The organism is Arthrobacter sp. 01N444 (assembly GCF_056399305.1).
On sequence record NZ_JBFTRB010000006.1, the window covers coordinates 243,107 to 269,048 of the forward strand.

Below are 25,942 nucleotides of genomic sequence, written 5' to 3' on the forward strand. Positions count from 1 at the left end.
TCTTTGTTCGAGCGGCTAGTACTTGAAGTTCAGGACCGTCACTGTGCCGGCCGTCAGCTTGAACTGCTGCGTCTGGGACTTGAACGCGAAGCCGGGCACCGTGGCGCGCTTGGCGAGGGGCGTGGGCTCGGTCTTGGCGCCATCGATCACGGTCTGGTCCTCGGCTGCGTAGCCGGGTCCGCTGAGCTGGGTCATGGTCCCGGTGACCGGTTTGCCCGGAAGGTTCAGGGTGACGGAAGTCTGCGCGGCCTTTTCGGGGTCGTTTTCGTTGATGATCACCACGCTGGTGCTGCCGTCGGCGTTCTGCAGCGCGTAGCTGAACGCCGGGCCGCCTCCGGCGCTGTTCACTTTCATGAACTTGCCGGCCTCCAGCTCGGCCACCATGGAGATGCCGAAGAAGTTGGCCCGGCCGGACATCTGGCCATTGCCGAACGGGTAGGCCCCGGCGCTGCAGATGGCGGATAGGGGCGGGCCGCCCTTGCAGGTCAGCAGCGAGCTGTGGAAGCCGATTCGGGTGATGCCCAGCTGGGCGGCGGTGAGGGCATAGTCTGCCGCCCAGAGCGCAGATGCGTGGGTGCGGGAGGTCTCATTGGAACCGGGGCACGCCGAGATCCCGGTTTCCGGAATCCAGGTTTCCAGGCCGGCGGCCTGACCCACCGCGAGGGCCGCCTTCTGGTAGTTGACGCCACGGTCGTGCATCGTTCGGCTCATCGCGTTTGCCAAGGTAGGCGAGTCCTGGGGCAAGCTGCCGTCACAGTTGGAGAGCGGGTAGTGGTGGAACGTCAGGATCTTCTTCTGCGGGAGGTCCGCATCGACGAACGGCTGCCACCACTTCTGGTCGTAGGCGCCCGGTCCGGAGATGGGCACATTCGGCGCCACTGCATAGATCGCGTTGGCGTAGTCCTTCAATTCCCGAATGTACTGATCCAGGCTGTAGCCACTGCCGGACTTCACATCGTTGAACACGAAGCCGTTGGGCTCATTGCCCACGGTGATGCTCAGCAGCCGGTCGCCAAGGATTGCCGAGGCGTTTTTGGCCATGTCCGCAGCCCGCGCCGGGTTGTAGTGGCCCAGGTCCACTGTGAGGCTCACCCTGGCGTCGCCGGCCTCCAGCAGGGTCTTGAGCCGGACCAGGTCTGCCGGGCCCACGGCCTTGACCGGGTGCGTCTTGTCACCCTTGTAGTCGGCGGGGACGGCCTCGCCGGTGGAGGTCCAGAAGAAACGCCGGTCCACGGCGTTGCCGCCGAAGCGCAGGACCGGCTGGTCGATCTCCTTGAGCAGCTTGACCATCGACGCGTTGTCGCTGCTGAGGTCGGGATCGGCCAGATCCGTGGCCTCCAGGGAAATTCCCGCCATGCCCTTGTTCAGGGAAGTGCCCACGAGGTCGCTGGAGACATCGACCTTGAGGGGCTCAACCTTTTCCAGCGGCGATCCGGCCGGCGGACCCGGCTGCGCGTAATAGGTGACGGTCGGGCCCACCTCGGCAGGAGCGAGCGCCGGTGCCGACTGGGCCGGGGAAGAAGCGGCCGGCGGGGCCGGCGTCGGGTTTCCGAGGGCGAGGGGAACCAGTACTGCTGCGGCGACGGCGACAATTCCGGCGCCGGCGATCAGCCCCGCGCGCTTCCTGTTTCCCGCGCTTGTGCCCGCACTCTTACCGGGGTTTGCGGGTTGGGCGGGGTCGGGGCTTTCGGCTTTCCCGGGGGAAGAGTCGAATTTGGCCATGGGGGATTACCTCCGGAAGTTTGTGGCACGTGCCCCCAGCTTAGCCAAGGGCGGAGGCCGCCGCTGACCGGAAGGCCCTGGACAACGTCCCGTGCACGGTCCCGGACAAGGTCCCGGCGGAGGCGCCGCCCGGACTGGACCAGCGGCGGCAACGCCGCAGGTCAGGCGCGGTCCGGGGCCGGCCGGCGGAACGTTTCGCGGGCCGGCAACCACACGGCGGCGGCGGCCAACAGGATGCCGCCAGTGACCCCAAAGGCCCAGCCGTAGCCCAGCCGGTCCGCCAGCAGCCCGGCCACCACCGGTCCGACAATTGCGCCGCTGTCGGAAGCCATCTGGAAGACGGCCAGAACGCGGCCGCCCGAGCGCTCGTTGCCGATCACGTCGGCGATGGCGGCCTGCTGGGCCGGTCCGAGCAGTCCGGAGCCGATCCCGGCGCAGGCGGAGGCGAGCAGGAACCAAGGCAGCTGGTGCGTGAAGCCGATGGCCGCCGTGGCGGTGCCGGTGACCAGCAGTCCGGCCAGCAGGAGCGGCTTGCGGCCGAGGCTGTCCGCGAGCCGGCCGGAAAACGTCAGCGCCACCGCGTTGCCGCCGGCAAATACCGCCAGGGCCCAGCCGGCCGATTCCGGACCGGCGCCGAGCGCCACGACGGCGAAGAGCGGCACTGTGGCCATCCGCACCCCGAAGGTGGCCCAGCCGTTGGCAAAGCTCGAAAACAGGCCGGCCCGGTAGGCGCTGTCCCGCAGCGCGTCCCGCAGTTCCATCGCCGGGGCCGTGGCGCCGGGCTGCCGCGAGGCGGCGGGGACATGGCTGAGCTGGGTCTGCACCACGACGGCGGCCAGCACCAGGGCCCCCGCGTAGGCCAGGAACGGCACCCGCAAGCCGAAGCTGGCGAGCATCCCGCCGACGATGGGGCCGCAGACGTTGCCGATCAGGAAGGCGGAGGCATAGGCCCCGGAGACCCGGCCGCGGCTTTCCGGCGGCGCGAGGCGGACCACGAGCGCCATGGACGCCACCGTGAACATCACCGAGCCAGCCCCGCCGAGGCCGCGGAAGACCAGCAGCTGCCAGTAATTCTGGGCGAAGGCGCAGGCGGCCGTGGACACCGCGACGATCAGCAGCCCGGCCACATAGACCGGCCGTTCGCCCAGCTTCACGATCAGGGTGCCCGCGGCCGGTGCGAAGACGAGCCGCATGAAAGCGAAGATGCTCACGATCACGGCCGCGGCGGTCGCCCCGACGTCGAACGTGGTGGCGAACTGGGGCAGAACCGGTGCCACGAGGCCGAAGCCGATCGCAATCAGGAAGGCCGCCACCAGCATCACCTTGATGTCCCGGGGCAGCCGGGAACGGCCCGGGGCCCGGGAGGGCACCTCGGCTGCGGCGTCGCCGGCGGGGCGGGAGGTCTTGCTCATAATGCGTTCGTCCTTGGGAAGATGTGGTGCCGGCTGGCGGCGGGTCCAACAAGTGCGGGAATAATCCGCTGAAACATAACCGTAACAAGTGTGAGATGCACCATTTACGTCCGGGAGGTTCTTGTAACAACCCGGCAATGTAAATCCTCCGCCAGCGAAACACGGCCCCGCGAAACTCTTTCTAGAACGCAAATAAATGCGTTGGGACCGGCGGACTACTCCGCACCTAATAGCAAGAGAGGACGTAGACCATGGAACTCACCGCAGGTCTCGTTTGGCTCCTGGTCGCCGCGGCACTCGTGCTGTTCATGACCCCGGGCCTGGCATTCTTCTACGGCGGCATGACCCGCGCCAAGTCGGCTTTGAACATGATGATGATGAGCTTCGTCGCCATTGGAACCGTCGGCATCATGTGGATCCTGTGGGGCGCTTCGATGGCTACGACCAACGAAGACAACTTCTACCAGATCTTCGCCAACCCGTTCAGCCACTTCGGCCTGCACAACTTCACCGAACCGGCCGACCTGCTCAAGGTCGGCTACGCGGCCACGTTCGCGATCATCACGGTGGCCCTGATCTCCGGTGCGGTCGCCGACCGCGCCAAGTTCTCCGCATGGGTGGTCTTCACCCCCATCTGGGCCACCCTGGTCTACGCGCCGATGGCCTTCATGGTCTGGGGCGGCGGACTCTTCTCCGCGAATGGCTGGTTCGGCCAGACGTTCGCGCCGGTCATCGACTTCGCCGGCGGCACCGTGGTCCACATCAACGCCGGCGTCGCGGGCCTGATTCTGGTCCTGATCATCGGTAACCGCAAGGGCTTCGGCAAGGACCCGAACCACCGCCCGCACAACATTCCGTTCGTCATGCTCGGTGCCGCAATCCTGTGGTTCGGCTGGTTCGGCTTCAACGCCGGTGCCGCTGCCACTGTGGAGCAGGCCGGCCTGATCTGGATCAACACCCTGGCCGCCCCGGCCGCAGCCATGCTCGGCTGGCTCGCCGTGGAGCGCTTCCGCGACGGTCACCCGACCTCCCTCGGTGCCGCGTCCGGCGTGGTCGCCGGCCTGGTCGCCATCACCCCGGCCTGCGCCAACGTCTCCCCGCTGGGTGCGATCGCCCTCGGCGTCGTTGCCGGTGTGGCTTCGGCGCTCGCCGTCGGCCTGAAGTTCAAGTTCGGCTACGACGACTCGCTCGACGTCGTCGGCGTACACCTCGTCTCCGGTGTTGTCGGCACGGTCGCAATCGGCTTCCTGGCCACCCCGACCCAGGGCGCCGCGGGCCTGTTCTACGGCGGCGGCACCACGCAGCTGGTCGCCCAGACCCTCGCGGCAATGATGGCCATCGTCTTCACCGCCGTGATGACCTTCATCATTGCCTTCCCGATCCACAAGCTCATGGGCTTCCGGGTTTCCCAGGAACAGGAAGTTGTCGGTGTGGACCTGAGCCTGCACGCAGAGACCGCCTACGAGTTCGGCGTCGGCGGGCACGGCGGCAGCTTCCAGCCGCTGCACGAACTGATCACGGGCAAGCCGATGGGCGGCGAGCCGCAGGAGGAAGGCACAGCCGCCGAAGTGCCGGTGGACGCCGCGTCCAACGGCAAGCAGAACGCAACGGGCAAGGAAAGTGTGGGGGCATGAAACTGATCACGGCAATCGTCCGACCGGAAAAGCTTGAGGCTATTCGCGAAGGCCTGGAAGCCTACGGTGTGCAGGGCCTCACGGTCAGCGCAGCCAGCGGCTACGGCCGGCAGCGCGGCTACACCGAGGTGTACCGCGGGGCCGAGTACAACGTGGACCTGCTGCCAAAGATCCGGGTGGAAGTCCTGGCCACCGACGAACAGGCGGACGACATCCTGGATGTCATCATCGCCAGTTCCAACACCGGCCGGGCCGGCGACGGCAAAGTCTGGACGATGGATGTGTTCGAGGCTGTCAGGGTCCGTACCGGAGAGCGTGGTTCGGCAGCGATCTAGCTGCCCCCGCTCCATGCCGCTAGGGCCAACAGACACAGCGGCGTTGACACGGCACTGACACAGCGGGCCGGATACCTGAGAAGGTATCCGGCCCGCTGTGTCGTTGCTGCTGTGTCGTTGCTGCTGTGTCGGCCCGGCGCGCCGCGGGATCCGCGCTGGCCCTGCCGCGACGAATCTAGGCCGGCCAGCCCTCCGGCCCCGGGGTCCCGGCCGGATATTCCTCCAGCGGGACATGTCCGGCGGTCCAGGATTTCAGCACCGGCGCCAGGATGCGCCAGCAGTCCTCGGCGGTATCGGCACGCACGGACAGCAGCGGATCCCCGCTCAGCACGCCCTCGAGCACTTCACCGTAGGGGAGGAGTTCGGAGGCGCTAAGTTCGGCCTGCAGCGTGGCCCGGTCCAGGCTCAGGACATTGCCCGGGCCGTTCACGTCGACGTCGAACTGCAGCGTGTCCGGGCCAAAGCCGATCCTCAGCTGGTTGGGGGCGTCCACACCGGTGAACCCCTTCGGAAGGTGCGGCACCGGCCGGAAGGTCACCACGGCCTCCTTGCGTTTCTGGCCCAGCGCCTTGCCTGAGCGCAGGATGAACGGCACGCCCTGCCAGCGCCAGTTGTCGATCTCCACCTGCACCTCGGCGAGGGTTTCAGTAGCCCTGGACGCGTCCACGCCCTCCTCCTCGGCGTAGTCCGGGATGTCCCGGCCGTTGATCGAACCCGCCGTGTACCGGGCCCGGCGGCTGCTTTGCCGGTAGGGGGCCTTGATGCTGCTGGCCCGCAGCACGGTGGCCACGGCATCGCGGAGATCGCGTTCGTCCACGGATGCCGGCGGCTCGATTGCCATGAGGGCCATGATCTGAAGCAGGTGGCTTTGGATCATGTCACGGAGCGCCCCGGCGCCGTCGTAGTAGCGGGCGCGGCCTTCGAGGGCGAGGTCCTCGTCGAAGATGATCTCGATTTTTTCGATGTTCTGCCGGTTCCACACCGGCTCGAGGAACGTGTTCGCGAAGCGCAGGCCAAGGATGTTCAGGACCGTTGCCTTGCCGAGGAAGTGGTCCACGCGGTGGATGTGGTCCTCCGGGACCAGCGCGGCCAGCGTCTTGTTCAGGTGGCGCGCCGACTGCTCGTCTGAGCCGAACGGCTTCTCCATGACCAGCCGGGTGCCGGCGGGCACGTCCTCCGGCGCCAGGGCCTCGCACGCGAGCTGGCTGACCCGCGGCGGCAGGGCGAAGTAGACAGCCACAGGCCCCTCCAGTTTCGCCAGGAGCCCGGCGAGCTGGCCCTCGGCCGTGACATCGAGCTGGTGGTAGGTGCTCTCCTTGCGGATCCGCTTGAGCTCCCGCTTGCCGTGGGCGTCGGCCTTGGAGTCCTCGTCCGCGAACGACTCCTCGATCCGGCCAAGCCACTGCTCCGGCGTCCAGGGGTCCGATCCCGCTCCCGCCAGGGCGAGGCCGTCGGCGCGGCCCCGGGCCACCAGGCGGGCAAGCCCCGGTAACAGGAGCCTTCCGGTGAGATCGCCGGAAGCGCCCAGGATGAGCAGGGTTTTTACAGTTGTTTGGCTGGTCACCTACGCCAGCATGCCATCTTGAAGGCGCATCTTGGTACCCTAGATAGTCGAGTCCTGTTGTCGTGGCGGTTCGTCCAGGCGAATACCAGTCGCGACGCTGGCGTGCCGCACCGGCCGCCACCTGTAGATCCACTGAAAGAAGTGCACGGCGCGTGTTCAATTCACTCTCTGACCGGTTGACAGCAACCTTCAAGAATCTGCGTGGCAAGGGCCGCCTGACCGAGGCGGACGTTGACGCCACAGTCCGCGAGATCCGGCGTGCCCTCCTGGACGCCGATGTCGCTGTGCCCGTGGTCCGGGAATTCACCGGCCGCGTGCGCGAGCGTGCCCTCGGCGCCGAGGTCTCCGGGGCGCTGAACCCGAGCCAGCAGATCGTGAAGATCGTCAACGAGGAACTCGTCGAGATCCTCGGCGGCGAGACCCGCCGGATCCGCCTGGCCAAGACCGGACCCACCATCATTATGCTGGCGGGCCTCCAGGGCGCCGGCAAGACCACCCTGGCCGGCAAGCTCGCCAAATGGCTCAAGTCCCAGGGCCACAGCCCCATGCTGGTGGCCTGCGACCTCCAGCGGCCCAACGCCGTCACCCAGCTGCAGGTGGTCGGCCAGCGCGCCGGCGTACCCGTGTTCGCCCCGCACCCGGGCGCCACGTCCACCGAACTGGACCACCCTGCCGGAGACCCCGTCGCCGTCGCCCGTGACGGCGTCGAGGAAGCCAAGCGCACCCTGCACGACGTCGTGATCGTGGACACCGCCGGCCGTCTCGGCGTCGACGCCGAGATGATGGAGCAGGCGCGCCAGATCCGCCGCGCGATCGTCCCGAACGAAGTCCTGTTCGTGATCGACTCCATGATCGGCCAGGACGCCGTCAACACTGCCCTGGCCTTTGACGAGGGCGTCAACTTCACCGGCATCGTGCTCTCCAAGCTCGACGGCGACGCCCGCGGCGGCGCCGCGCTCTCCGTCGCGTCGGTGACCGGCAAGCCGGTCATGTTCGCCTCCACCGGCGAAGGCGTGGACGACTTCGAGCTCTTCCACCCGGACCGCATGGCCTCGCGCATCCTCGACATGGGTGACGTCCTCACCCTGATCGAGCAGGCCGAGAAGTCCTGGGACAAGGATGAAGCCGCCCGGATGGCGAAGAAGTTCGCCGACCAGGAAGACTTCACCCTCGATGACTTCCTCGCCCAGATGCAGCAGATCCGCAACATGGGCTCCATGAAGAAGATGCTCATGATGATGCCGGGTGCGCAGAACATCCGCCAGCAGCTGGAGCAGTTCGACGAGCGCGAGATCGACCGCGTCGAGGCCATTGTCCGCTCGATGACCCCGCACGAGCGCGTGGCTCCGAAGATCATCAACGGCTCCCGCCGGGCCCGCATTGCCCGCGGTTCCGGCGTGCACGTCTCCGAGGTCAACGGACTGCTGGAACGTTTTGCCCAGGCCCAGAAGATGATGAAGAAGATGGCCGCCGGCGGCGGGATGCCCGGCATGCCGGGGATGCCCGGCATGGGCGGCGGGGGCGGTGCCCGCAAGGGAGCCAAGTCCGCGCCCAAGAAGAAGGCCCGCTCCGGCAACCCGGCCAAGGCGGCGCAGGAACTGCGCGACGCCGAGGCCCGGCGTGCCGCCGGCCCCAAGGCGCTGCCCACCGGCGCGTCGTTCGGCCAGCAGGGCGGCGACTTCGATCCGTCCCAGCTGAACCTGCCCAAGGGTTTCGACAAGTTCCTCGGCGGCAGCAAGTAGCCGCAAGTGCTGAGGGCCGCCGGCACTGTGTCGCCGGCGGCATCAGCACTGAAGTGCCATAGGGTTAGACAATGTTCAAGCAGCGCGTAGTCTTCGTCCACGGGGACGGCAGCTTTGGCGCCGCCGCGTGGCCAAAACAGCACGGAATGGCGCTGGACTACGACGCCCTGTTCCTGCGGCGGCACGGGTTTGACGCCGTCGCGGAACCGCTCGAATCCAGCTTCGCCGCCGACGCCGCCATCGTGCTCGCCTCGCTGGCAGACGACGGCCGCGGCGAGGCCGGCGGCCATGTGGTGGCCCATTCGCAGGGCGCGATCGCCGCGATGATGGCCGCCGTCGAACGGCCCGACCTCGTCCAGTCGCTGACCCTGGTGGAACCGGCCTGCCTGTCCCTGACCGCGGAACTCCCGGCCACCGCCGCGCACCGGGCCCTCATGCAGCCGCTCTTCGACGTCCGCCACAACCTCAGCGACGATGACTTCCAGCGGGAGTTCATCCGCCGCGCGTTCGCGGCGGACGCCCCCGGGGCCACGACGCCGGAGGCCCTCCGGGCTGCGCGCCGGCTCCGCCTGCAGGCGCCGCCGTGGGAAGCCCCGCTGCAGATCGTGCCGGGCGTGCCGACCCTGGTCCTGACCGGCGGCTGGGAACCGCTGTATGAGGAAATCGCCGGTTACCTGCGCGAGACCGGCGCCCTGCACCGCACGGCGCCGGGAGGGCACCGGCCCCAGGATTCAGCCGAAGGGGACCGGGCCATCCGCTCCTACATCGCCGAGGTCAGCCGGCACCAGCACGCCCGGGCGTCCTAGGAAGCTGCGGGTTCTCCCACCGAGGGCGGCGGCAGGTAGACCTTGCCGCCCGAGGCGAGGAACTCGTTGCTCTTCGCCCGCATTCCGGCCGCCATCTGCGCACGGGCGGCCTGCGAATCTGCTGATCCATATTCGTCCCGGATGTCCTGGCTGATCCGCATGGAGCAGAACTTCGGACCGCACATCGAGCAGAAGTGGGCTGTCTTGGCCGGCTCCGCGGGAAGCGTCTCATCATGGAAGGCCTCGGCCGTGACCGGGTCCAGGGACAGCGCGAACTGGTCCCGCCAGCGGAACTCGAACCTTGCCTTGGACAGGGCATCGTCGCGTTCGTGCGCGCCGGGGTGGCCCTTGGCGAGGTCCGCGGCATGGGCGGCGATCTTGTAAGTGATCACGCCCGTCTTCACATCGTCCTTGTTCGGCAGCCCGAGGTGTTCCTTGGGCGTGACGTAGCAGAGCATGGCGGTGCCGTAGCGGGCGATCTCGGTGGCGCCGATCGCCGAGGTGATGTGGTCATAGCCCGGTGCGATGTCCGTGACGAGCGGCCCGAGTGTGTAAAACGGGGCGCCCTTGCAGAGTTCCTGCTGGCGCTCCACGTTTTCCCGGACGAGGTGGAAGGGCACATGCCCGGGGCCCTCCACCATGACCTGCACGTCGAAGTCCCAGGCCCGCTGCGTGAGCTCGGCCAGGGTGTCCAGTTCGGCGAACTGTGCCGCGTCGTTGGCATCCGCCGTCGCGCCCGGCCGCAGCCCGTCGCCCAGCGAGAACGCGACGTCGTAGCGTGCGAAGATCTCGCACAGCTCATCGAAGTGGGTGTACAGGAAGTTCTCCCGGTGGTGCGCCAGGCACCAGCCGGCCATGATGGAACCGCCGCGGGACACGATGCCGGTGACCCGGTTGGCCGTCAGGGGCACATACCGCAGCAGCACGCCGGCGTGGATGGTCATGTAGTCCACGCCCTGCTCGCACTGTTCGATCACGGTGTCCCGGAAGATCTCCCAGGTCAGGGCGTTCGCCTCACCGTTGACCTTCTCCAGCGCCTGGTAGATCGGGACCGTTCCGATGGGGACGGGGGAGTTACGGATGATCCACTCGCGCGTGGTGTGGATGTCGTCCCCGGTGGAGAGGTCCATGACGGTGTCCGCGCCCCACTGCGTGGCCCACTGGAGTTTGTCGACCTCCTCGGCGATGGAGCTGGTCACGGCGGAGTTGCCGATATTGGCGTTGATTTTCACCAGGAACGCCTTGCCGATGATCATCGGCTCGGATTCGGGATGGTTGACGTTGTTGGGAATGATCGCGCGGCCCGCGGCCACCTCGCTGCGCACCAGCTCCACATCGCAGTTCTCGCGCAGCGCGACGAACCGCATTTCCTGGGTGATGACACCGTCCCGGGCGTAGCGCATCTGCGTGACGGTCCTGCCCTCGACGGCCCGGCGCGGCACCGGCCGGCCGCCCCGCCACTCGGCCGACGCGGCACCGCGGCGCACCGCCGATTTGCCGTCGTCGAGCAGCTCCCGTTCGCGGCCGGCGTAGGGTTCGGTGTCCGCCCTGGCCTCAATCCAGGGGGTGCGGAACGGCTCCAGCCCGCGGACCGGATCGCTGCCCGGGCCGGCAGTGCGGTACACCCGGAACGGCGGGTTCCGGACGCCGCCCGGGGAGGGTTCCAGGGCGATCTCGGTCACCGGCACGCGGATGCCATGCTCCGGGTCCGTGCTGAAGGCCAGCGAGTGGGACTTCAGCGACTGCGTGGTGGCTGCGGACTGAATTTGGACAGGGCTGTGCTGTGTCACTTGGGTGTTCACGGAAAAGCTCACTTCCTTCGCCGGCATTACCCGGACAGGTTCAACGGTCGCAGGCTGCGTCAGCCCGATCTCAGCCCCTGCAGGGGCACCCGTGTGGTCGTAGACGAAACTACCACGCACCTCCGGCCGGCCCTCGAGTGTGACGGAGTGCGGTCGGGCCGCGGTGTTAGCGTGGCATTGTGACTCTGCCCAGGGCCGTGCCCCGCATCCGGATGGCGACGCCGGAAGATATCCCGGCGCTGCCGGTTCTCGAGGCCTCAGCAGACCGCATCCTCGAAGCGGAGCTGGGGAACCGGGCGCTCCCGGCTCCGGAGTTGACGACGCCGGTTGAGCCGCTGTTCATACTTGTCGCCGGAAACCCGCCCGTAGGGTTTGCCCGCGTTGACGAGGTCGGCGGCCAGGCCCATCTGGAACAACTCTCCGTGCAGCCGGACTCCGCCGGGCGGGGGATCGGACGGTCCCTGGTGGAGGCGGCCTTTGATGCGGCCCGGAGCCGGGGCTATTTATCGATGACGCTTTGCACCTTCGCAGGCGTCCCGTTCAATGCGCCGTTTTATGCGAGCTGCGGTTTCGAGGAACTCGCCCAGCCAGGACAGGCGTTGGGCGCCCTGCGGATCCACGAAGCGCAGCTGGGGCTGGACGGTCTTGGCCGGCGGATCGTCATGCGGATTAGGCTTTAGGTCATGACCGGCATCATCGAGTTCAGCGGCCCCATCCTCACCGCGGCGGACCAGGTCCGCTACGGGCTCTGGTCGGTGGAGGGCCTGCTGACCTTCCGCCGTCCGGCCGCCGCGCCTGACCTCGTGCTCGACGGCTGGGTCATTCCGGGCCTCGTGGACGCGCACTGCCACATCGGCCTGGGCCCGGGCGGGGACGTTACCGAGGACACCGCGGAATCCCAGGCCCTGGCGGACCGCGACGCCGGGACACTCCTGGTCCGCGACGCCGGCGCCGTCCACAACACACGCTGGCTCCAGCAGCGCGCGGACCTGCCCCGGATCATCCGCTCGGGCCGGCACCTCGCGAGGGCCCGGCGCTACCTGCCGGGCCTGGCCGTCGAGGTCGAGCCGGAGGATCTCGTCGAGGCCGTGCGGAAGCAGGCCCGCGCGGGCGATGGCTGGGTCAAGCTCGTGGGGGACTGGATCGACCGCGACGCCGGCGACCTCGCCGCCAGTTTTCCCGCCCGGACGGTCAAGGACGCCGTCCGTGCCGCCCACGATGAGGGGGCCCGCGTCACCGCACACTGCTTCGCCGAAGACACCCTCGATGACATGCTCGACGCCGGGATCGACTGCATCGAGCACGCCACCGGGCTGCTGCCGCGGCACCTGCCGCGCTTCCTCGAACAGGGTGTTCCCATCGTGCCCACCCTGATCAACATCGCCACGTTCCCGGACATCGCCGCCCGGGCGGCGGCCAAGTTCCCCCGCTACGCAGCCCACATGCGCTCGCTGTGGGAGCGCCGGGCGGAGCGGATCCTCGAAGCCCACGAGGCCGGGCTGGCGATCTATGCCGGTACCGACGCCGGCAGCGTGATCAGCCATGGCAGGATCGTGGACGAGATCCAGGCCCTGCACGCCGCCGGCCTTTCCGCCGCTGCCGCCCTCAACGCCGCGAGCTGGTCCGCGCGGACCTGGCTCGGCGCGGAGTCCATCGGTGAAGGGGCAAGCGCTGATGTCCTCGTCACGGCCGAAGATCCGCGGAGCAATCCGGCCACGCTCCGCCGGATCCGGCATATCGTGCTGCGTGGGCTGCCGGTGGACCGGGTGCCAGTCCATGTTTTGGAATAAATTGAAGCTTCAAGTAATTTATCCTTATGTAGAGTCGCCGAAGGCCGGTGGCTACAGAATCCACGGAGCATTGCCATGACCGCAGAAGCCAGCACCCAGGACCTCCTTCCTGCCGAACTCACCATGGGCACCGTGATGCTCAAGGTCGGCGACATGAAGCTCATGACCGACTACTACCAGCGCGCCCTCGGCCTGGAGACTGTGGCCGAACAGGACGGCGGGCTCTACCTTGGGCGCCAGCAGAAGCCGCTGGTGCATCTGGCGCCTGCCCCGGGCCTGAATCTACCTTCCCGCGGCGAGGCCGGGCTCTTCCACACCGCCCTCCTCTTCGAGGACCAGCACTCCCTGGCGGCCACCATCGCCACCGCGGCCCAGTACGAGCCCCAGTCCTTCACCGGCAGCGCGGACCACCTCGTCAGCGAGGCGTTCTACTTCAACGACCCCGAAGGCAACGGCATCGAGCTGTACTGGGACCGGCCGCGGGCGGCGTGGTCCTGGGAGGGCAAGAACGTCGTCATGGACAGTCTCGCCCTGCCGCCGCAGCGCTACCTGCAGCAATACCTGACCGAGGAGTCCGTGGCCGGCCAGCGCCAGGCCGCCGCCGGCGTCGGGCACGTCCACCTGCAGGTCGGCGACGTCCAGTCGGCGCATGATTTCTATGTCGGCACGCTCGGCTTCGAGAAGACCGCGGGCTGGCACGGCCAGGCGCTGTTCGTCTCGGCCGGCGGCTACCACCACCACATGGCCATGAACGTATGGAACAGCCGCGGCGCGGGCCCCCGGCGCGACACGCTGGGCCTGGGCGAGATCCTCATCGAGGTGCCCTCCGGCGACGACGTCGCGGCCCTGGCCGACCGGCTCAAGGTTGCCGGCGTCGAATCCCACCACACCGGCGCCGAGCTGCGCTTCGAGGATCCGTGGCGCAACCGGATCCGCGTCGCCGTGCGCTAGAAGTTCTCCCCAGGCACGCTGGTCGCTGGACATGTCCAGCGCGCACAGCTTCCCCCGGACATGTCCACTCTTCGCCGGCGGGAACGCTGGGCATGTCCACTGCTCGCGGCCGGGACTCCGGAACATGTCCATTGCTCGCAGCCGGGAATGGACATAGTTGCCATATGTCCAGTGCTCAGGGTCAGGGGAGGGCATGTCCAGCGGGCCTTGGTCGGGTTCCCCGGGCCAGCGAGGGACATGTCCACTCTTCGCCAGCAGGAGACTGGAACATGTCCATTGCTCGCAGCCGGGAATGGACATAGTTGCCATATGTCCAGTGCTCAGGGCCAGGGGAGGGCATGCCCATCGGGCCTTGGTCGGGTTCCCGGGCCAGCGAGGGACATGTCCACTGTTTCCAGGCAGGACGTCGGAGCATGTCCATTGCTCGCAGCCGGGAATGGACATAGTTGCCATATGTCCAGTGCTCAGGGCCAGGGGAGGGCATGTCCAGCGGGCGGGACGGGGCCGTGCTGAAGCGGCTAGGCTGAAGCGACGCCGAAAACAGCGGTCTGCGGACCGCCGAACCCTAAGGACCAGCTGCATGGGATTCACCGAACTCTTTGTGTCCACCCACGAAGAAGCCCTCAAGCGCGCCGGCGCACTGGAAGGCGGCAGCCCGGCCGCCCCGGGCGCCGTCCGCATCCCGGAGATCAGCGATTTCGAGGTGGAGCGGCTGGGAGACCTCGCCGGCGTCGCCGTGCACGCCCCGGGCGCGGACTATGAACTGGCCATGGTCGACGTGGCCAGCGACTCGCTGCTTGGCGTCCCGGCGGCAATGGTCCGCACACTGGCGGAACTGCTCAGCTATGAAACCGAAGGGGAGGGCGAGGTCCTGGAGGATGTCGCCGCCAACTGGGCCGCCGAGGAGGACATGCCCTTCGGTCCCGACGAGGCCCGGGACTACGTCCGCCGGATCGCCGAGCTCGCCGCCGGCGTCGACCCCGCCACCAGGTCCGGCCTCTACGTCTGGACGTCCTGACCGGCACTCGAGGCCGCTTCCAGGCTGCGCGCTGGTGCGCCGGGCACGTGTCAAGTCGAAATCCTGCCGGTGATCTGGCACAATGAACAGGTACTCGATCTGCGTGGCCCCTCTCTCCGCGTCTGGATCTTGTCCTTTAGAACCCCCAAGTACGGCCCGCCCCACGGGTGCAGAACGCCGGGCTCGACCCCGTTTCAGAAACAGGAGTGACCACAAAAGTGGCCGTAAAGATTCGCCTTAAGCGCTTCGGTAAGATGCGCGCACCGTACTACCGCATCGTCGTCATGGACTCACGCTCCAAGCGTGATGGCCGTGCTATCGAAGAGATCGGCAAGTACCACCCGACCGAAGAGCCCTCGTACATCGAGGTCGACACGGACCGTGCCCAGTACTGGCTCGGCGTCGGCGCACAGCCGTCCGAGCAGGTCGCCGCGATCCTGAAGATCACCGGTGACTGGCAGAAGTTCAAGGGTCTCCCGGGCCAGGAGGGAACCTTGAAGACCAAGGCTCCCAAGGCTGCCTTCGTTACCCCGGAAAAGGGTTCCGTGATCATCCCGGAAGCCATCACCAAGAAGGCCAAGAAGGACGAAGCTGCCGAGGCTCCCGCCGCCGAAGCAGAGACCACCGAGGCTGAGTAAATTGCTGGCAGAAGCGCTCGAACACCTGGTCCGCGGGATTGTTGACAGCCCCGAGGACGTCAAGGTCAGTGCGAAGAACAACCGCCGCGGGGAAACCCTCGAGGTGCGCGTTCATCAGGACGACCTCGGACGGGTGATCGGCCGGCAGGGCCGGACCGCACGCGCACTGCGCACTGTGGTTGCGGCGCTGGCGGACGGCGAGCCGGTCAGGGTCGACGTCGTCGATACCGACCGTCGCCGGTAGCGAGTTCAGCACTACTTGTCTTAAGTCCGGCCCCTTCACCAGATAATGGTGGAGGGGCCGGACTGTTTTCCCGTAATTCCGCACCAGAGAATACAGAATTACCAACCCCGAACAGAGGAACAGATGCAGCTCCAGGTGGCACGAATCGGCAAGCCCCACGGCATCCGCGGCGAAGTGACCGTCCAGGTGCTCACGGACGCGCCCGGCGACCGTTTTGTCCCCGGCACGCAGTTCATCGTGGAACCCGCCTCGGCCGGGCCGCTGACGGTAATCAGCGCCCGCTGGAACAAGGACATCCTGTTGCTGGCCTTCGATGAGATCGAGACCCGCAACGAGGCCGAGACCCTGCGCGGCGCCAAGCTGTTCATCGAAACCGAAGACATCGGCGCCGAGGACGACGACGAGGGCTGGTACGAGCACGAGCTCGTGGGCATGGAGGTCCGGGTGGGCGGCGACGTGGTCGGCAAGGTCTCCGGACTGCACACCCTGCCGGTCCAGGACCTGCTGGTGGTCACCACCGATGAGGGCAAGGAAGTCCTGATCCCGTTCGTCGAACAGATTGTGCCCGAGGTCAACGTGGGTGAAAAGTACGTCCTCGTCACCCCGCCGCCCGGACTGTTCGAAGTCAACACGGACGAGGCGCCCGAGGCCCCAAACCTCGAGGCCCAAAACCCCGCAGCCCAGGCTCCGAAAGCCGAGGGTGCCGCGGCCCGGAACTCCGAAGAGCAGGGCATCGCGTAGATGAGAATCGACGTCGTCAGCATCTTTCCGGAGTACCTGGCCCCGCTGGAGCTGTCGCTGATCGGCAAGGCCCGCCAGGACGGCCTGCTGGACCTCAAGGTCCATGACCTGCGGGACTTCACCACCGACCGGCACCGCACGGTCGATGACACCCCCTACGGCGGCGGCGCCGGCATGGTCATGAAGCCCGAACCCTGGGCTCAGGCCCTCACCGCCGTGGCCGCCGGGCGGTCCGGGGACGCAGGGGACGCCGGCGCACCTGACGACGCCGGCACCCCCGGCACTCCAGAGTCTGCCGGCCCGGAAGCTGCCGCCAAGCCTGTCCTGATCGTCCCGTCGCCGGCGGGGGAGCGCTTCACCCAGGCCACCGCCCATCAGCTCGCCGAGGAAGACCAGCTGGTCTTCGCCTGCGGGCGCTATGAGGGCATCGATGAACGGGTCCTGGAATGGGCCGCGGAGCACTTCACGGTGCGCCCGATGAGCCTGGGGGACTACGTCCTCAACGGCGGCGAGGTCGCCGTGCTGGCCATGGTTGAGGCCATCGGCCGGCTGCTGCCCGGCGTCGTCGGCAACCCCGAGTCCCTCGTGGAGGAATCCCACTCCGACGGCTTCCTTGAATACCCCGTCTACACCAAGCCCTCCAGCTGGCGGGACCGCGACGTCCCGGCCGTGCTGCTGAGCGGCAACCACGGAAAGATCGCCCAGTGGCGCCGGCATGAGCAGTACCGGCGCACCGCCGAACGCCGCCCCGACCTCCTCGCGGAGTTCGACGCCGGCAAGCTGCCGCGCGCGGACCGTACGGCCTTCTCCGACCTGGGGTACGACGTCGTCGACGGCCGCCTGCTGCGCCGTCCCGACGCCTAACCGCCGGGATTGGGCTAACCCGCACAAAATGTGGCAAAATTAGTCCTTGTGCCTGCTGGGTTGCGAACCTGCCACAGGGGGAGCGCTACCAACAGCCCGGCACCCCGGCCCCGTCTACTCCTGACAGGGCCGGATTGACAAACTTTCGGCGGAAATTTCCGGGCGGCGCATGCCACCGGCCCTGACCGCCGTAACCCAACGTGAGTGACCTGTGGCGTTCACCAGGAGTGGATCAATGCATATCCTCGATTCCGTAGATGCAGCCTCGCTGCGCACCGATGTTCCCGAGTTCCGCGCGGGTGACACCATCAAGGTTCACGTGAACATCATCGAAGGCAAGAACTCCCGCGTCCAGGTCTTCCAGGGCTTCGTCCTTGGCCGCCAGGGCGATGGCGTCCGCGAAACCTTCACCGTCCGCAAGGTCTCCTTCGGGGTCGGCGTAGAGCGTACCTTCCCGGTGCACTCCCCGATCATCGACAAGGTCGAGCTCGTCTCCAAGGGTGACGTGCGCCGCGCCAAGCTTTACTACATGCGCAACCTGCGTGGTAAGGCCGCGAAGATCAAGGAAAAGCGCGACTTCCAGACCGCCAAGTAAGCTTTTTCGTCTTCCACGACAGGCTTCCACCGCGGATCCACGGACCGTATCCGGGGCGTCAGCTAGTGCGGCGCCGGAGCTATCCGCAACAGCGCACATTAGTTCACGACAGCGCCAGGGGATACGGAACATGGAACAGCCAAAACGCCAGCCCAGGAAACCGGGCTGGCGTTTTGCGTTGCTGGCCCTGGTGCTCGCCGTGGCCATCAGCGCCGTGGTCCGCTCCCTGTGGATGGACATCTTCTTCATCCCGTCCGCCTCCATGGAGCCGCTCCTGCACACGGGGGACCGGATCGTGGTGGCGCGGACCGGCTTCCAAGCTGAGCCCTTGGGCCGGGGCGATGTCGTCGTCTTCGACGGCCGCGGTTCCTTTGCCCCGCTCAACAGTGGCAACGGCCCCGTGGTGGATGCCCTCGCCGAAGCCGGACGCTGGCTTGGCCTTGCGGGCAGCGACACCACGTATGTCAAGCGCGTCATCGGACTGCCCGGCGACCGTGTGGTCTGCTGCGACGCCGGCGGCCGGCTCACAGTCAACGGCCAGCAAGTTGCGGAACCGTATGTGTATCCGGGGGACACCCCGAGCGATGTGAAGTTCGCCGTCCAAGTGCCTGCCGGGCGGCTCTGGCTCATGGGGGACCACCGCTCGATGTCCGCCGACTCCCGGAGCCTCCTGGGCGCCCCTGGCGGGGGCATGGTGCCGCTGGAACGCGTCATTGGCAGGCCGGTACAGATCATCTGGCCGCTTGATAGATTTGCAGCAGTAGCGCGGCCCGAACCGGCTGCGACAACGACGACGACGAACGGACAGTAGATGCCCGAGACCGAACCGCGCACTCCTGATCCGCAGGGCCAGGACCGACCCCGGGTTACCGCCTCGGCGATTCCCGCGGATGAGCCGGCGGATCCACCGGCTGGTGCGCCGGCTCCTGCTCCGGCGTCGGCTCCTGCGTCGCAGGACGACAGCGCCGGTGCGCAGCGCGCTGATCGTATCCAGGCTGCCCGTATCGAGACTTCCCCTACCGCGGCTGGGCCGACCGCGCCTGGGCCGATCGCGGCTGGGCCGATCGCGGCTGGGCCGACCGCGCCTGAGCCGACCGGGAAGGAGCGGGCCGACGGCCCCGCCCACGCCGATCCGACCTCCCGCCGGGCCAGGAAGGCCAAGGCCCGCGAAGGGCGCAGCCCGCTCTTCCTGTGGCTCAAGGAGGTTGCCACGGTGGTCGTCGTGGCGATTGTGCTGTCCTTCCTGATCAAGACCTTCCTGTTCCGGGCCTTTTACATCCCGTCCGAATCCATGGTCAACACCCTCGATGTGAACGACCGCATCTTCGTGAACCTGCTCGTGCCCGAGCCCATGGCGCTCCAGCGCGGGGACGTGGTGGTGTTCCGGGACAGCCAGGGCTGGCTCGCCCCCGCCGCCCCCAAGGCCAAGGGCCCCTTCACCTGGGTGCAGGACGGGCTGACGTTCGTCGGTTTGCTGCCGGACAACTCGGAACAGCACCTGGTCAAGCGCGTCATCGGGCTCCCGGGTGACCACGTGGTCTGCTGCGACGCCGGCGGACAGCTCACCGTCAATGGCGCGCCGCTGGACGAGAAATACATCAATGCCGCAGAGATTCCCCAGGTCCGCGACTTTGACGTCGTCGTGCCCGCGGGCAAGGTCTGGGTCATGGGCGACAACCGCAACCACTCCGCGGATTCCCGCGCCCATATGGACACCAACGGCGGCTTCGTCAACGAATCCGACATTGAAGGCAAGGCCGCCGTCATCGCTTGGCCGCTGAACAGGATGTCGGCCCTGGACAACTACCCGGACGTCTTCCGCAGCGTCCCCGCCCCGTCCGGAAAGTAAGCCGCCCGTCATGTCAGCAGCCCCCACCCTCGACTACGAACGCCGCTTCCGCAGCTCCGGCGCACGGCTCCTCGCGGGCATCGACGAGGTCGGCCGCGGCGCACTGGCCGGTCCCGTCAGCGTGGGGATCGCCGTCGTCGACCTGCAGCAACAAAAGCTCCTGGCCGATGTCCGGGACAGCAAGCTGCTCAAGGTCGCGGACCGGGAGCGGCTGGTGCCGCTGGTCCGGGACTGGAGTGTCGCCTCCGCCGTCGGGCATGCGTCCGCGAACGAGATCGACGAACTCGGGATCATCGCGGCGCTCCGTCTTGCCGGGAACCGGGCCTGGTTTGCCGTGCTCGCCGCCGGAATCAGGCCCGAGGTTGTCCTGCTGGACGGCAGCCACAACTGGCTCTCGCCGGATCTGCAGCCCTCATTGTTTGACGATGCCCCCGCCGAACCCGGTTGCGATGCCCCGGTGCACACACTGGTCAAAGCCGACATGCAGTGCCTCAGCGTCGCCGCGGCCAGCATCATCGCCAAGGTCGAGCGCGATGCGATGATGTGCGGGCTGCACACCCAATACCCGGCCTACGGCTGGGACGTGAACAAGGGCTACGGCACCGCAGCGCACAAGGAAGCGCTGCGGACCTCCGGTCCCACGCCGTACCACCGGGTCAGCTGGCAGCTGCTCTAGCTGCTCTGGCTGTTCTGGCTGTTCTGGCCGCTCGGGCGCGACGGCCGGTGGCGCGCGGCCGGCGCCGGATGGTGCAAGATGGAACCATGAGTGCCGAGGACCTTGAAAACTATGAGACCGACATGGAGCTACAGCTCTACCGCGAATACCGCGACGTCGTCGGGCTGTTCAGCTATGTGGTCGAGACCGAGCGGCGTTTCTATCTTGCCAACCACGTTGACCTGCAGGCCCGCAGCGCCGACGGCGAGGTCTACTTCGACCTGACCCTGCAGGACGCCTGGGTGTGGGATGTCTACCGCTCCGCCCGGTTCGTCAAGAGCGTCCGCGTCATCACGTTCAAGGACGTCAACGTCGAGGAACTGCCCCGCAGCGAGGAACTCGCCCTGCCCAAGGTCGAGGACCTGGGCAACTGACCTTCGATTCCTAGCCCCCGGGTGGCGCAGGGTTTCCGTTGCGGTCCAGGGCAATGCCCTGCTGCCGCAGCAGGTCCAGCACACTCTCCGGATACGAACCGCAGCCATCCGGGTTCGCGGATCCCCGCTCGGCCGCGTGGTCGGACGCCGTGTCGCCGATGCCGATGGTTGCGACGGCCGCCTTCCATCCGCCGAGCCCCTCGATCTGCTTGGGGACCCACACGTTGGCCGCACCGTTGACGTAGTCCCACACTTTGGGGTGGACCCCCGGGCCCAGATAGATGCCGCCTCCCGCCGCCCGGGTGACGAGTGTGGGCAGTGGCAGGACCCCCATCAATTGCGCGGCCTGATACTCGGACATGTTCCACGGGGGTTCGTCGAAGTAGTACCAGCTCGCCGCGCAGATGCCGTACAGCCTCGGGGCGAACTGCGCGTAGTTCAGATACAGCTCCATGATCCGTTGCGGGGTCAGGGTGAGGCTGAACTCGGTCGCAAGCCCGGCCTCCAGCCCCTTCCTCAGGGCATTCGTATCAGGCCACAGGAAGATGTTCTTGACCAGCTGCTGCGGGACCGTGGAACCGCTCGGGTCATCCTTGCCCTGCAGGTAGGCGACTGCCCTGTCCCGGAACTCATCGACGGAGAACGCGCCAACACGCGTTCCCAGCTGTTGGTCCTCGTGGGCGACGGCCGCGGCGATGACATAGCGGCTGATGTGGTTCAGGGACACGTACTGGTAGGCGATCGGGCCGCCGGTCTGCAGCATGTAGGCAGTGCGCGGGGGAGCGAACCAGATGAAGGAGACGGCGGCCAGCTCTGTGATGACCACCATGGCGAGGGCGAACTTGAAGATCCTGGCGAGCAGACGCCGGACCCGGTGCTTGCGTTTTACCGCTGGATCCGCCGGCTCGGGCTCTGGAGCGGGGCCTGGCTCTGACCGCACTGGCGCGGGCCCGGATCCTGGCTCAGTCTGCGCTGGTAGGGGCCACGATCCTGGCTCGGGCCGCGCTGGTGCGGTCTCGGTCTCAGGACGCGCTGGTGGGGGCCAGCTGGGGCCCGCCTGCCCGCCGGGCGGACCTGGTTCCGTAAGCTGCTGCGTTCCCAGCGGCTGGGCCGCTCGATATTCCATACGCCGATCCTTCGGCCGATCCTCAGGAGAGACTACGGACGCCCCGCGGAATTCGAGGGGGTTGGGAAAAGCCTAGGTGGGCCGTGCGGGCATTGGCTACGTTTCGTTGCCTGACAATCGCATCAACACGTCCTGTCAATGCCGCCACGGATTTGATCGCCCGAAGTGGCCGCCCGGGATCCGCCCAGATCCGGGGCCGTCGGCAGGCGTCGCGGCGAAGTGTCCCAACGTTGGTAGATGTGCACTCATGGGTTATCTCCACTGTTGAGAAATTCGGTTACCTGCTGCGCAACCTCGTCGGAGATTCCCGTTTGCCAGCTCGTTTTGAACAAGGGCTGATCGGCATAGAAGTCAGTGTCATCGTCGACGATTGCATACCGCGCAACTTCCGGATGCCGGTCCAGCCACATCTTCACTTCCTCGCCACGAAAACCTGTGTCCGCTGTCGGAGTAACGTCAAAGGTCTTGCAAACGTGTCTGTCGACTTCTTCACGGCCGCCGGGGATATGCCGCCATGTGGACGTTAGAACAACGGCTGCGTCCGTGTCGAAGATGATCTTGCAGACCTTGGACGCCAGGAAAGGATCGATGCCCATGAAGCCGCGAAAGCTCTGTCTCGTACCAACGCGGTTGACGACACCGTCAATGTCGAGGAAAAGTACCTTCATTCCTTGTTCCTCCTGCAGTTCTTTCGTTCTGCCTTGATTATGCGATCAGCAGTGCTGAGCGGGCTGCGGACACTCTTCTCATCAGGCTTGTGCTCTTGCAGCCCGGCGATGTTTTCCACATAGCCGAGGTGGGCCCTGTCGTCGTAAGTGGCGGCGCTTCACGCTGGAGGCATGAGAGCTAAGGATGTGCTGGGCCGGCGCGGGGAGGACCTCGCTGCGGATTTCCTGCAGGCCCACGGCATGCGGATCGTGGAGCGGAACTGGCGCTGCCCGGAGGGTGAGATCGACATTGTCGCGCTCGACGGCGACGCGCTGGTCATCGCCGAGGTGAAAACCCGGAAATCCCTGGCCTTCGGGCATCCGTTTGAGGCTGTCGGCGCGGACAAGCTGGCCAGGCTCCACCGGCTGGCAGCGGCGTGGTGCCGTGCCCAGGGGCTGTGGATGCCGCTGTGCCGCGTGGACGTGATCGCGGTGGTCGACGACGGCATCCGCGAGCCCGCCCTCGAGCACCTCAAAGGGGTGGGGTAGATGGCCCTGGGCCGGACCTATTCTGTCGCCCTCGTGGGCCTCAACGGCTACATCGTGGAGGTCGAAGCCGACATTGGCCAGACCCTGCCGGCGTTCGTGATCCTGGGCCTGCCGGACGCCTCACTGAACGAGGCCAAGGAACGGATCCGCTCGGCGGCGCAGAATTCGGGGATCCCGCTGAGCCGCCGGAAGATCACGGCCAACCTCATTCCGGCATCCCTGCCCAAACGCGGTTCGGGATTCGACCTCGCCATCGCGATGGCCGTGCTGCTGGCGGCGAACGACATCAGGCCCACGGGCCGCACGGTCTTCATCGCCGAGCTCGGCCTGGACGGCCGGTTGCGGCCAGTGCGCGGTATCCTTCCGGCCGTGATGGCCGCGGTCCGGGCCGGCTACCCGGAGGTCGTCGTGGCCCGGGCCAACGTGGCGGAGGCCGAACTGGTCCCCGGCGCGCAGGTCCGGGGCTACGCCACACTGGCCCGGCTCGCGTTCGACTGCGGCGCGGACCCGCAGGACCTCGCTCTCGACTTCGAACCCGAGACCGAGGACTCCGGCCACCCCGAACCCGGCACCGGTCCCGCCCTGGCGCCGGACATGTGCGATGTCTCCGGCCAGGCGGCGGCGCGGCATGCGTTGGAAGTGGCCGCCGCCGGTGCCCACCACCTGCTGCTGACCGGACCGCCTGGTGCCGGGAAGACCATGCTCGCGGAGCGGCTGCCCGGGCTGCTGCCGGACCTGGGCGACACCGAGGCCATGGAGGTGACCGCCATCCACTCCCTGTGTTCGCTGCCGTCGGGCTCCGTGCAGCTGCTGCGCCGCCCGCCCTACGAGAACCCGCACCACACCGCGACGGCGGTTGCCATCATCGGTGGCGGGTCCGGGCTGCCGCGGCCCGGGGCGGCATCCCGCGCGCACCGCGGGGTGCTCTTCCTGGACGAGGCCCCGGAGTACGACCGCGGCGTCCTGGACGCCCTGCGGCAGCCGCTGGAAAGCGGAGAGCTGGTCATCCACCGCTCGGCCGGGTCCGCGGCCTATCCCGCGCGATTCCAGCTGGTCCTTGCAGCCAACCCCTGTCCCTGCGGCAAGGCAACGGGCAAAGGAGTGGACTGCATCTGCACGCCCATCATGCGCCGCCGGTACCAGGCCCGGATGTCAGGGCCACTGCTGGACAGGGTCGACATCCAGCTCGAAGTCGAGCGGGTCTCGCTCGCCGGCTTCGGCCAACCTGCGGCCGAGGAAGGAACGGCCAGCATCGCGGAAAGGGTCCGGGCGGCCCGGACCCGCCAGCTGGACCGGTTGCTGCCATTCGGGATGGAAACCAACGCGCAGGTGCCGGGGCGGCTGCTGCGCGGGTCCCTGCGGCTCGATGCCCCCACCACCCGCATCCTGGACCACGCACTGGAGCGCGGAGTGCTGACCGCCCGCGGCTACGACCGCGTACTGCGCCTCGCATGGACCCTTGCGGACCTGTCCCGGCACGACGTCCCGGACGCAGACGACGTCGGGCAGGCGCTGGGCCTCCGGCAGGCCGCCGCGGTCTCACCCTGAGCCTGCCGGCACGAAGCCCACCCCAGCCGTGCGAAAGGAACCACCATGATTGATGACGACCGAACAGCCCGCGCCGCCCTGGCCCGCCTGTTCGAGCCGCAGGACGCGGCGGCCCTGGCACTGGTCCAGGCAGTGGGGGCGCAGGACGCCCTGCGGATTGCCAGCGGCGCGCTGGCCGCGGGTCCCGGGCTCGAACAGGAGATCACTGGAATCCTGGCGGACGGCGGGTGCGGCAGCGGCTGGTCCGGGCTCAGCGAGGCGCTGAAGCGTTGGGCCCCGCGCGTGCCCGACCTCGCGCCGGAGCGGGACCTGGCCACCATGCACCGGCTCGGCGGACGCCTCATCATTCCCACGGATGACTTGTGGCCGCGGCAGCTGGCGGACCTCGGACTGCAGGAGCCCCTGTGCCTGTGGTGGCGCGGCGTGGAACAGGAGCTGCCACCGGCGGCCCGGTCCGTAGCCCTCGTGGGCTCCCGGGACAGCACCAGCTACGGGGCATCGGTAACGGGCGACCTCGCCTACTCGCTGGCCCAGCGCGGCTTCACGATCGTCTCCGGCGGGGCCTACGGGATTGATGCCCACGCCCACAGGGCGGCCCTGGCCGGAAGCGCGGGCGGCGTGCCCACCATTGCCGTCATGGCCGGGGGAGTGGACCGCTTCTACCCCGCCGGAAATGAGGACCTGCTGCGGACCGTGGCGAACCGCGGCGCGGTCCTGGCCGAGGTTCCGCCCGGGTCCGCTCCCACCCGCTACCGGTTCCTGCAGCGGAACCGGCTCATTGCGGCGTTGGCCTCCGTCACGGTCGTGGTCGAGGCCCGGTGGCGCTCCGGCGCCCTCAACACGGCCCACCATGCCGAAAGCCTGGGCAGGGCCGTAGGCGCCGTGCCCGGATCCATCCACAGCGCCAACTCCGCCGGCTGCCACCGGCTTCTCCGTGAGGGCGGCGCGGTATGCGTCACGGATGCCGGGGAGATCGCCGAGCTCGCCTCCCCGAGCGGCGAGGCGATGCCCCCGGACAAGGCAGGCCGGTCCGAGGCCCACGATGGCCTGACCCTGGAGGACCTGATCCTGCTCGATGCCCTGCCGCTGCGGACCACCACCACGGTCGAGAAGCTTGCCGCGGTGGCCGGGCTGAGCCCGGACTCGGTCCGCGCAGGTCTTGGCCGGCTCGGGCTGCTGGGGCTGGCCGAATCCCGGCATGGCGGCTGGAAACGCTCCGGGAAGGCGGACTGAGATGGCTTGCTTCACCGGGAAGAAGCGGCTCGCCGACCGGCTC

The 25,942-nt window shown here is 67.8% G+C and carries 26 protein-coding genes and 1 riboswitch; of the genes, 20 read left to right on the forward strand and 6 right to left on the reverse strand.

Annotated elements, in window-relative coordinates; translation table 11 throughout:
- Window positions 1–15 precede the first annotated feature (15 nt).
- Entirely contained in the window at window positions 16–1,722 is a 1,707-nt protein-coding gene (locus AC1DKN_RS10015) for a hypothetical protein (protein ID WP_476871166.1), read from the reverse strand.
- Between the two features lie 161 nt (window positions 1,723–1,883).
- Window positions 1,884–3,134 carry an MFS transporter gene (locus AC1DKN_RS10020; protein WP_476848955.1) on the reverse strand — a complete coding sequence of 417 codons (1,251 nt, stop codon included), beginning with the start codon at window positions 3,132–3,134 and terminating at the stop codon, window positions 1,884–1,886.
- A gap of 251 nt (window positions 3,135–3,385) precedes the next feature.
- Between AC1DKN_RS10020 and AC1DKN_RS10025 the strand changes: the two genes are divergently transcribed.
- Together AC1DKN_RS10025 and AC1DKN_RS10030 are read left to right on the forward strand one after the other, a co-directional pair.
- A complete protein-coding gene (locus AC1DKN_RS10025) occupies window positions 3,386–4,768 on the forward strand; it encodes an ammonium transporter (protein WP_243177164.1) in 1,383 nt (460 codons plus the stop codon).
- On the forward strand, window positions 4,765–5,103 hold the full coding sequence (locus tag AC1DKN_RS10030; protein ID WP_028276847.1) for a P-II family nitrogen regulator: 339 nt from the start codon (window positions 4,765–4,767) through the stop codon (window positions 5,101–5,103). Before AC1DKN_RS10025 ends, AC1DKN_RS10030 begins: the two co-directional genes overlap by 4 nt.
- A gap of 175 nt (window positions 5,104–5,278) precedes the next feature.
- On the opposite strand, the gene AC1DKN_RS10035 is transcribed toward AC1DKN_RS10030, so the two are convergent.
- On the reverse strand, window positions 5,279–6,667 hold the full coding sequence (locus AC1DKN_RS10035; RefSeq protein WP_476871167.1) for a glucose-6-phosphate dehydrogenase: 1,389 nt from the start codon (window positions 6,665–6,667) through the stop codon (window positions 5,279–5,281).
- Window positions 6,668–6,819: 152 nt separating this feature from the next.
- Between AC1DKN_RS10035 and ffh the strand changes: the two genes are divergently transcribed.
- Together ffh and AC1DKN_RS10045 are read left to right on the forward strand one after the other, a co-directional pair.
- The gene (ffh, locus tag AC1DKN_RS10040) at window positions 6,820–8,409 is read left to right on the forward strand and encodes a signal recognition particle protein (RefSeq protein WP_223916506.1); all 1,590 of its coding nucleotides are present in this window, start codon (window positions 6,820–6,822) and stop codon (window positions 8,407–8,409) included.
- A gap of 71 nt (window positions 8,410–8,480) precedes the next feature.
- On the forward strand, window positions 8,481–9,215 hold the full coding sequence (locus AC1DKN_RS10045) for an alpha/beta fold hydrolase (protein ID WP_230011099.1): 735 nt from the start codon (window positions 8,481–8,483) through the stop codon (window positions 9,213–9,215).
- On the opposite strand, the gene thiC is transcribed toward AC1DKN_RS10045, so the two are convergent.
- On the reverse strand, window positions 9,212–11,017 hold the full coding sequence (gene thiC / locus AC1DKN_RS10050; protein ID WP_476871168.1) for a phosphomethylpyrimidine synthase ThiC: 1,806 nt from the start codon (window positions 11,015–11,017) through the stop codon (window positions 9,212–9,214). The two genes, AC1DKN_RS10045 and thiC, sit on opposite strands and share 4 nt — an antisense overlap.
- Window positions 11,013–11,120: riboswitch (TPP riboswitch) on the reverse strand. It overlaps the preceding gene by 5 nt.
- 76 nt (window positions 11,121–11,196) lie before the next feature.
- Between thiC and AC1DKN_RS10055 the strand changes: the two genes are divergently transcribed.
- The 13 genes from AC1DKN_RS10055 (at window position 11,197) to AC1DKN_RS10115 (ending at window position 20,796) form a co-directional block, all read left to right on the forward strand.
- Window positions 11,197–11,697: a GNAT family N-acetyltransferase gene (locus AC1DKN_RS10055; protein WP_476871169.1), complete on the forward strand. Its 501-nt coding sequence runs from the start codon at window positions 11,197–11,199 to the stop codon at window positions 11,695–11,697.
- Between the two features lie 3 nt (window positions 11,698–11,700).
- A complete protein-coding gene (locus tag AC1DKN_RS10060) occupies window positions 11,701–12,807 on the forward strand; it encodes an amidohydrolase family protein (protein ID WP_476871170.1) in 1,107 nt (368 codons plus the stop codon).
- Window positions 12,808–12,882: 75 nt separating this feature from the next.
- Window positions 12,883–13,758: a VOC family protein gene (locus tag AC1DKN_RS10065; protein WP_476871171.1), complete on the forward strand. Its 876-nt coding sequence runs from the start codon at window positions 12,883–12,885 to the stop codon at window positions 13,756–13,758.
- Between the two features lie 580 nt (window positions 13,759–14,338).
- Window positions 14,339–14,776 (forward strand): hypothetical protein, encoded by a 438-nt coding sequence (locus AC1DKN_RS10070; RefSeq protein WP_223916518.1) that lies wholly within the window; start codon window positions 14,339–14,341, stop codon window positions 14,774–14,776.
- 218 nt (window positions 14,777–14,994) lie between these two features.
- The gene (gene rpsP, locus AC1DKN_RS10075) at window positions 14,995–15,414 is read left to right on the forward strand and encodes a 30S ribosomal protein S16 (protein ID WP_476871172.1); all 420 of its coding nucleotides are present in this window, start codon (window positions 14,995–14,997) and stop codon (window positions 15,412–15,414) included.
- A gap of 1 nt (window position 15,415) precedes the next feature.
- Window positions 15,416–15,658 (forward strand): RNA-binding protein, encoded by a 243-nt coding sequence (locus tag AC1DKN_RS10080; RefSeq protein WP_018773450.1) that lies wholly within the window; start codon window positions 15,416–15,418, stop codon window positions 15,656–15,658.
- Between the two features lie 123 nt (window positions 15,659–15,781).
- Entirely contained in the window at window positions 15,782–16,399 is a 618-nt protein-coding gene (rimM, locus tag AC1DKN_RS10085) for a ribosome maturation factor RimM (RefSeq protein ID WP_476871173.1), read from the forward strand.
- Complete coding sequence (gene trmD, locus AC1DKN_RS10090; RefSeq protein WP_476871174.1) at window positions 16,400–17,263, forward strand: tRNA (guanosine(37)-N1)-methyltransferase TrmD; 864 nt, start codon at window positions 16,400–16,402, stop codon at window positions 17,261–17,263.
- Window positions 17,264–17,498: 235 nt separating this feature from the next.
- Entirely contained in the window at window positions 17,499–17,858 is a 360-nt protein-coding gene (rplS, locus tag AC1DKN_RS10095; RefSeq protein ID WP_018773447.1) for a 50S ribosomal protein L19, read from the forward strand.
- Between the two features lie 130 nt (window positions 17,859–17,988).
- A complete protein-coding gene (lepB, locus tag AC1DKN_RS10100) occupies window positions 17,989–18,669 on the forward strand; it encodes a signal peptidase I (RefSeq protein WP_476871175.1) in 681 nt (226 codons plus the stop codon).
- Complete coding sequence (gene lepB / locus AC1DKN_RS10105; protein WP_476871176.1) at window positions 18,670–19,707, forward strand: signal peptidase I; 1,038 nt, start codon at window positions 18,670–18,672, stop codon at window positions 19,705–19,707.
- 10 nt (window positions 19,708–19,717) lie between these two features.
- Window positions 19,718–20,383, forward strand: a complete 666-nt coding sequence (locus AC1DKN_RS10110; protein ID WP_476857269.1) for a ribonuclease HII — start codon at window positions 19,718–19,720, stop codon at window positions 20,381–20,383.
- A gap of 86 nt (window positions 20,384–20,469) precedes the next feature.
- Window positions 20,470–20,796, forward strand: coding sequence for a DUF2469 domain-containing protein (locus tag AC1DKN_RS10115; RefSeq protein ID WP_018773443.1), 327 nt, complete (start codon window positions 20,470–20,472; stop codon window positions 20,794–20,796).
- Window positions 20,797–20,806: 10 nt separating this feature from the next.
- Here AC1DKN_RS10115 and AC1DKN_RS10120 read toward each other — a convergent pair whose 3' ends face one another.
- Together AC1DKN_RS10120 and AC1DKN_RS10125 are read right to left on the reverse strand one after the other, a co-directional pair.
- A complete protein-coding gene (locus AC1DKN_RS10120) occupies window positions 20,807–21,736 on the reverse strand; it encodes a transglycosylase domain-containing protein (protein ID WP_476871177.1) in 930 nt (309 codons plus the stop codon).
- A 431-nt stretch (window positions 21,737–22,167) separates the two neighbouring features.
- Complete coding sequence (locus tag AC1DKN_RS10125) at window positions 22,168–22,590, reverse strand: HAD domain-containing protein (RefSeq protein ID WP_223916528.1); 423 nt, start codon at window positions 22,588–22,590, stop codon at window positions 22,168–22,170.
- 171 nt (window positions 22,591–22,761) lie between these two features.
- On the opposite strand from AC1DKN_RS10125, the gene AC1DKN_RS10130 reads away from it, so the two are divergent.
- The 3 genes from AC1DKN_RS10130 to dprA are packed head-to-tail and all read left to right on the forward strand — an operon-like array spanning window position 22,762 to window position 25,899.
- Window positions 22,762–23,118: a YraN family protein gene (locus AC1DKN_RS10130; RefSeq protein WP_476871178.1), complete on the forward strand. Its 357-nt coding sequence runs from the start codon at window positions 22,762–22,764 to the stop codon at window positions 23,116–23,118.
- Complete coding sequence (locus AC1DKN_RS10135) at window positions 23,119–24,666, forward strand: YifB family Mg chelatase-like AAA ATPase (RefSeq protein ID WP_476871179.1); 1,548 nt, start codon at window positions 23,119–23,121, stop codon at window positions 24,664–24,666. It begins immediately after the preceding gene.
- A 45-nt stretch (window positions 24,667–24,711) separates the two neighbouring features.
- On the forward strand, window positions 24,712–25,899 hold the full coding sequence (gene dprA / locus AC1DKN_RS10140; protein WP_476871180.1) for a DNA-processing protein DprA: 1,188 nt from the start codon (window positions 24,712–24,714) through the stop codon (window positions 25,897–25,899).
- The last annotated feature ends 43 nt before the right edge of the window (window positions 25,900–25,942 follow it).

What these genes read in the sequence shown, in the direction of transcription:
- AC1DKN_RS10070 (WP_223916518.1), top strand. Translation starts at nt 14,339, where the DNA reads ATGGGATTCACCGAACTCTTTGTGTCCACCCACGAAGAAGCCCTCAAG.
- AC1DKN_RS10110 (WP_476857269.1), top strand. Translation starts at nt 19,718, where the DNA reads ATGTCAGCAGCCCCCACCCTCGACTACGAACGCCGCTTCCGCAGCTCC.
- AC1DKN_RS10015 (WP_476871166.1), bottom strand. Translation starts at nt 1,722, where the DNA reads ATGGCCAAATTCGACTCTTCCCCCGGGAAAGCCGAAAGCCCCGACCCC.
- AC1DKN_RS10030 (WP_028276847.1), top strand. Translation starts at nt 4,765, where the DNA reads ATGAAACTGATCACGGCAATCGTCCGACCGGAAAAGCTTGAGGCTATT.
- AC1DKN_RS10020 (WP_476848955.1), bottom strand. Translation starts at nt 3,134, where the DNA reads ATGAGCAAGACCTCCCGCCCCGCCGGCGACGCCGCAGCCGAGGTGCCC.
- dprA (WP_476871180.1), top strand. Translation starts at nt 24,712, where the DNA reads ATGATTGATGACGACCGAACAGCCCGCGCCGCCCTGGCCCGCCTGTTC.
- AC1DKN_RS10125 (WP_223916528.1), bottom strand. Translation starts at nt 22,590, where the DNA reads ATGAAGGTACTTTTCCTCGACATTGACGGTGTCGTCAACCGCGTTGGT.
- AC1DKN_RS10045 (WP_230011099.1), top strand. Translation starts at nt 8,481, where the DNA reads ATGTTCAAGCAGCGCGTAGTCTTCGTCCACGGGGACGGCAGCTTTGGC.
- AC1DKN_RS10025 (WP_243177164.1), top strand. Translation starts at nt 3,386, where the DNA reads ATGGAACTCACCGCAGGTCTCGTTTGGCTCCTGGTCGCCGCGGCACTC.
- lepB (WP_476871176.1), top strand. Translation starts at nt 18,670, where the DNA reads ATGCCCGAGACCGAACCGCGCACTCCTGATCCGCAGGGCCAGGACCGA.
- AC1DKN_RS10065 (WP_476871171.1), top strand. Translation starts at nt 12,883, where the DNA reads ATGACCGCAGAAGCCAGCACCCAGGACCTCCTTCCTGCCGAACTCACC.
- trmD (WP_476871174.1), top strand. Translation starts at nt 16,400, where the DNA reads ATGAGAATCGACGTCGTCAGCATCTTTCCGGAGTACCTGGCCCCGCTG.
- rimM (WP_476871173.1), top strand. Translation starts at nt 15,782, where the DNA reads ATGCAGCTCCAGGTGGCACGAATCGGCAAGCCCCACGGCATCCGCGGC.
- lepB (WP_476871175.1), top strand. Translation starts at nt 17,989, where the DNA reads ATGGAACAGCCAAAACGCCAGCCCAGGAAACCGGGCTGGCGTTTTGCG.
- AC1DKN_RS10115 (WP_018773443.1), top strand. Translation starts at nt 20,470, where the DNA reads ATGAGTGCCGAGGACCTTGAAAACTATGAGACCGACATGGAGCTACAG.
- rplS (WP_018773447.1), top strand. Translation starts at nt 17,499, where the DNA reads ATGCATATCCTCGATTCCGTAGATGCAGCCTCGCTGCGCACCGATGTT.
- AC1DKN_RS10135 (WP_476871179.1), top strand. Translation starts at nt 23,119, where the DNA reads ATGGCCCTGGGCCGGACCTATTCTGTCGCCCTCGTGGGCCTCAACGGC.
- AC1DKN_RS10060 (WP_476871170.1), top strand. Translation starts at nt 11,701, where the DNA reads ATGACCGGCATCATCGAGTTCAGCGGCCCCATCCTCACCGCGGCGGAC.
- AC1DKN_RS10130 (WP_476871178.1), top strand. Translation starts at nt 22,762, where the DNA reads ATGAGAGCTAAGGATGTGCTGGGCCGGCGCGGGGAGGACCTCGCTGCG.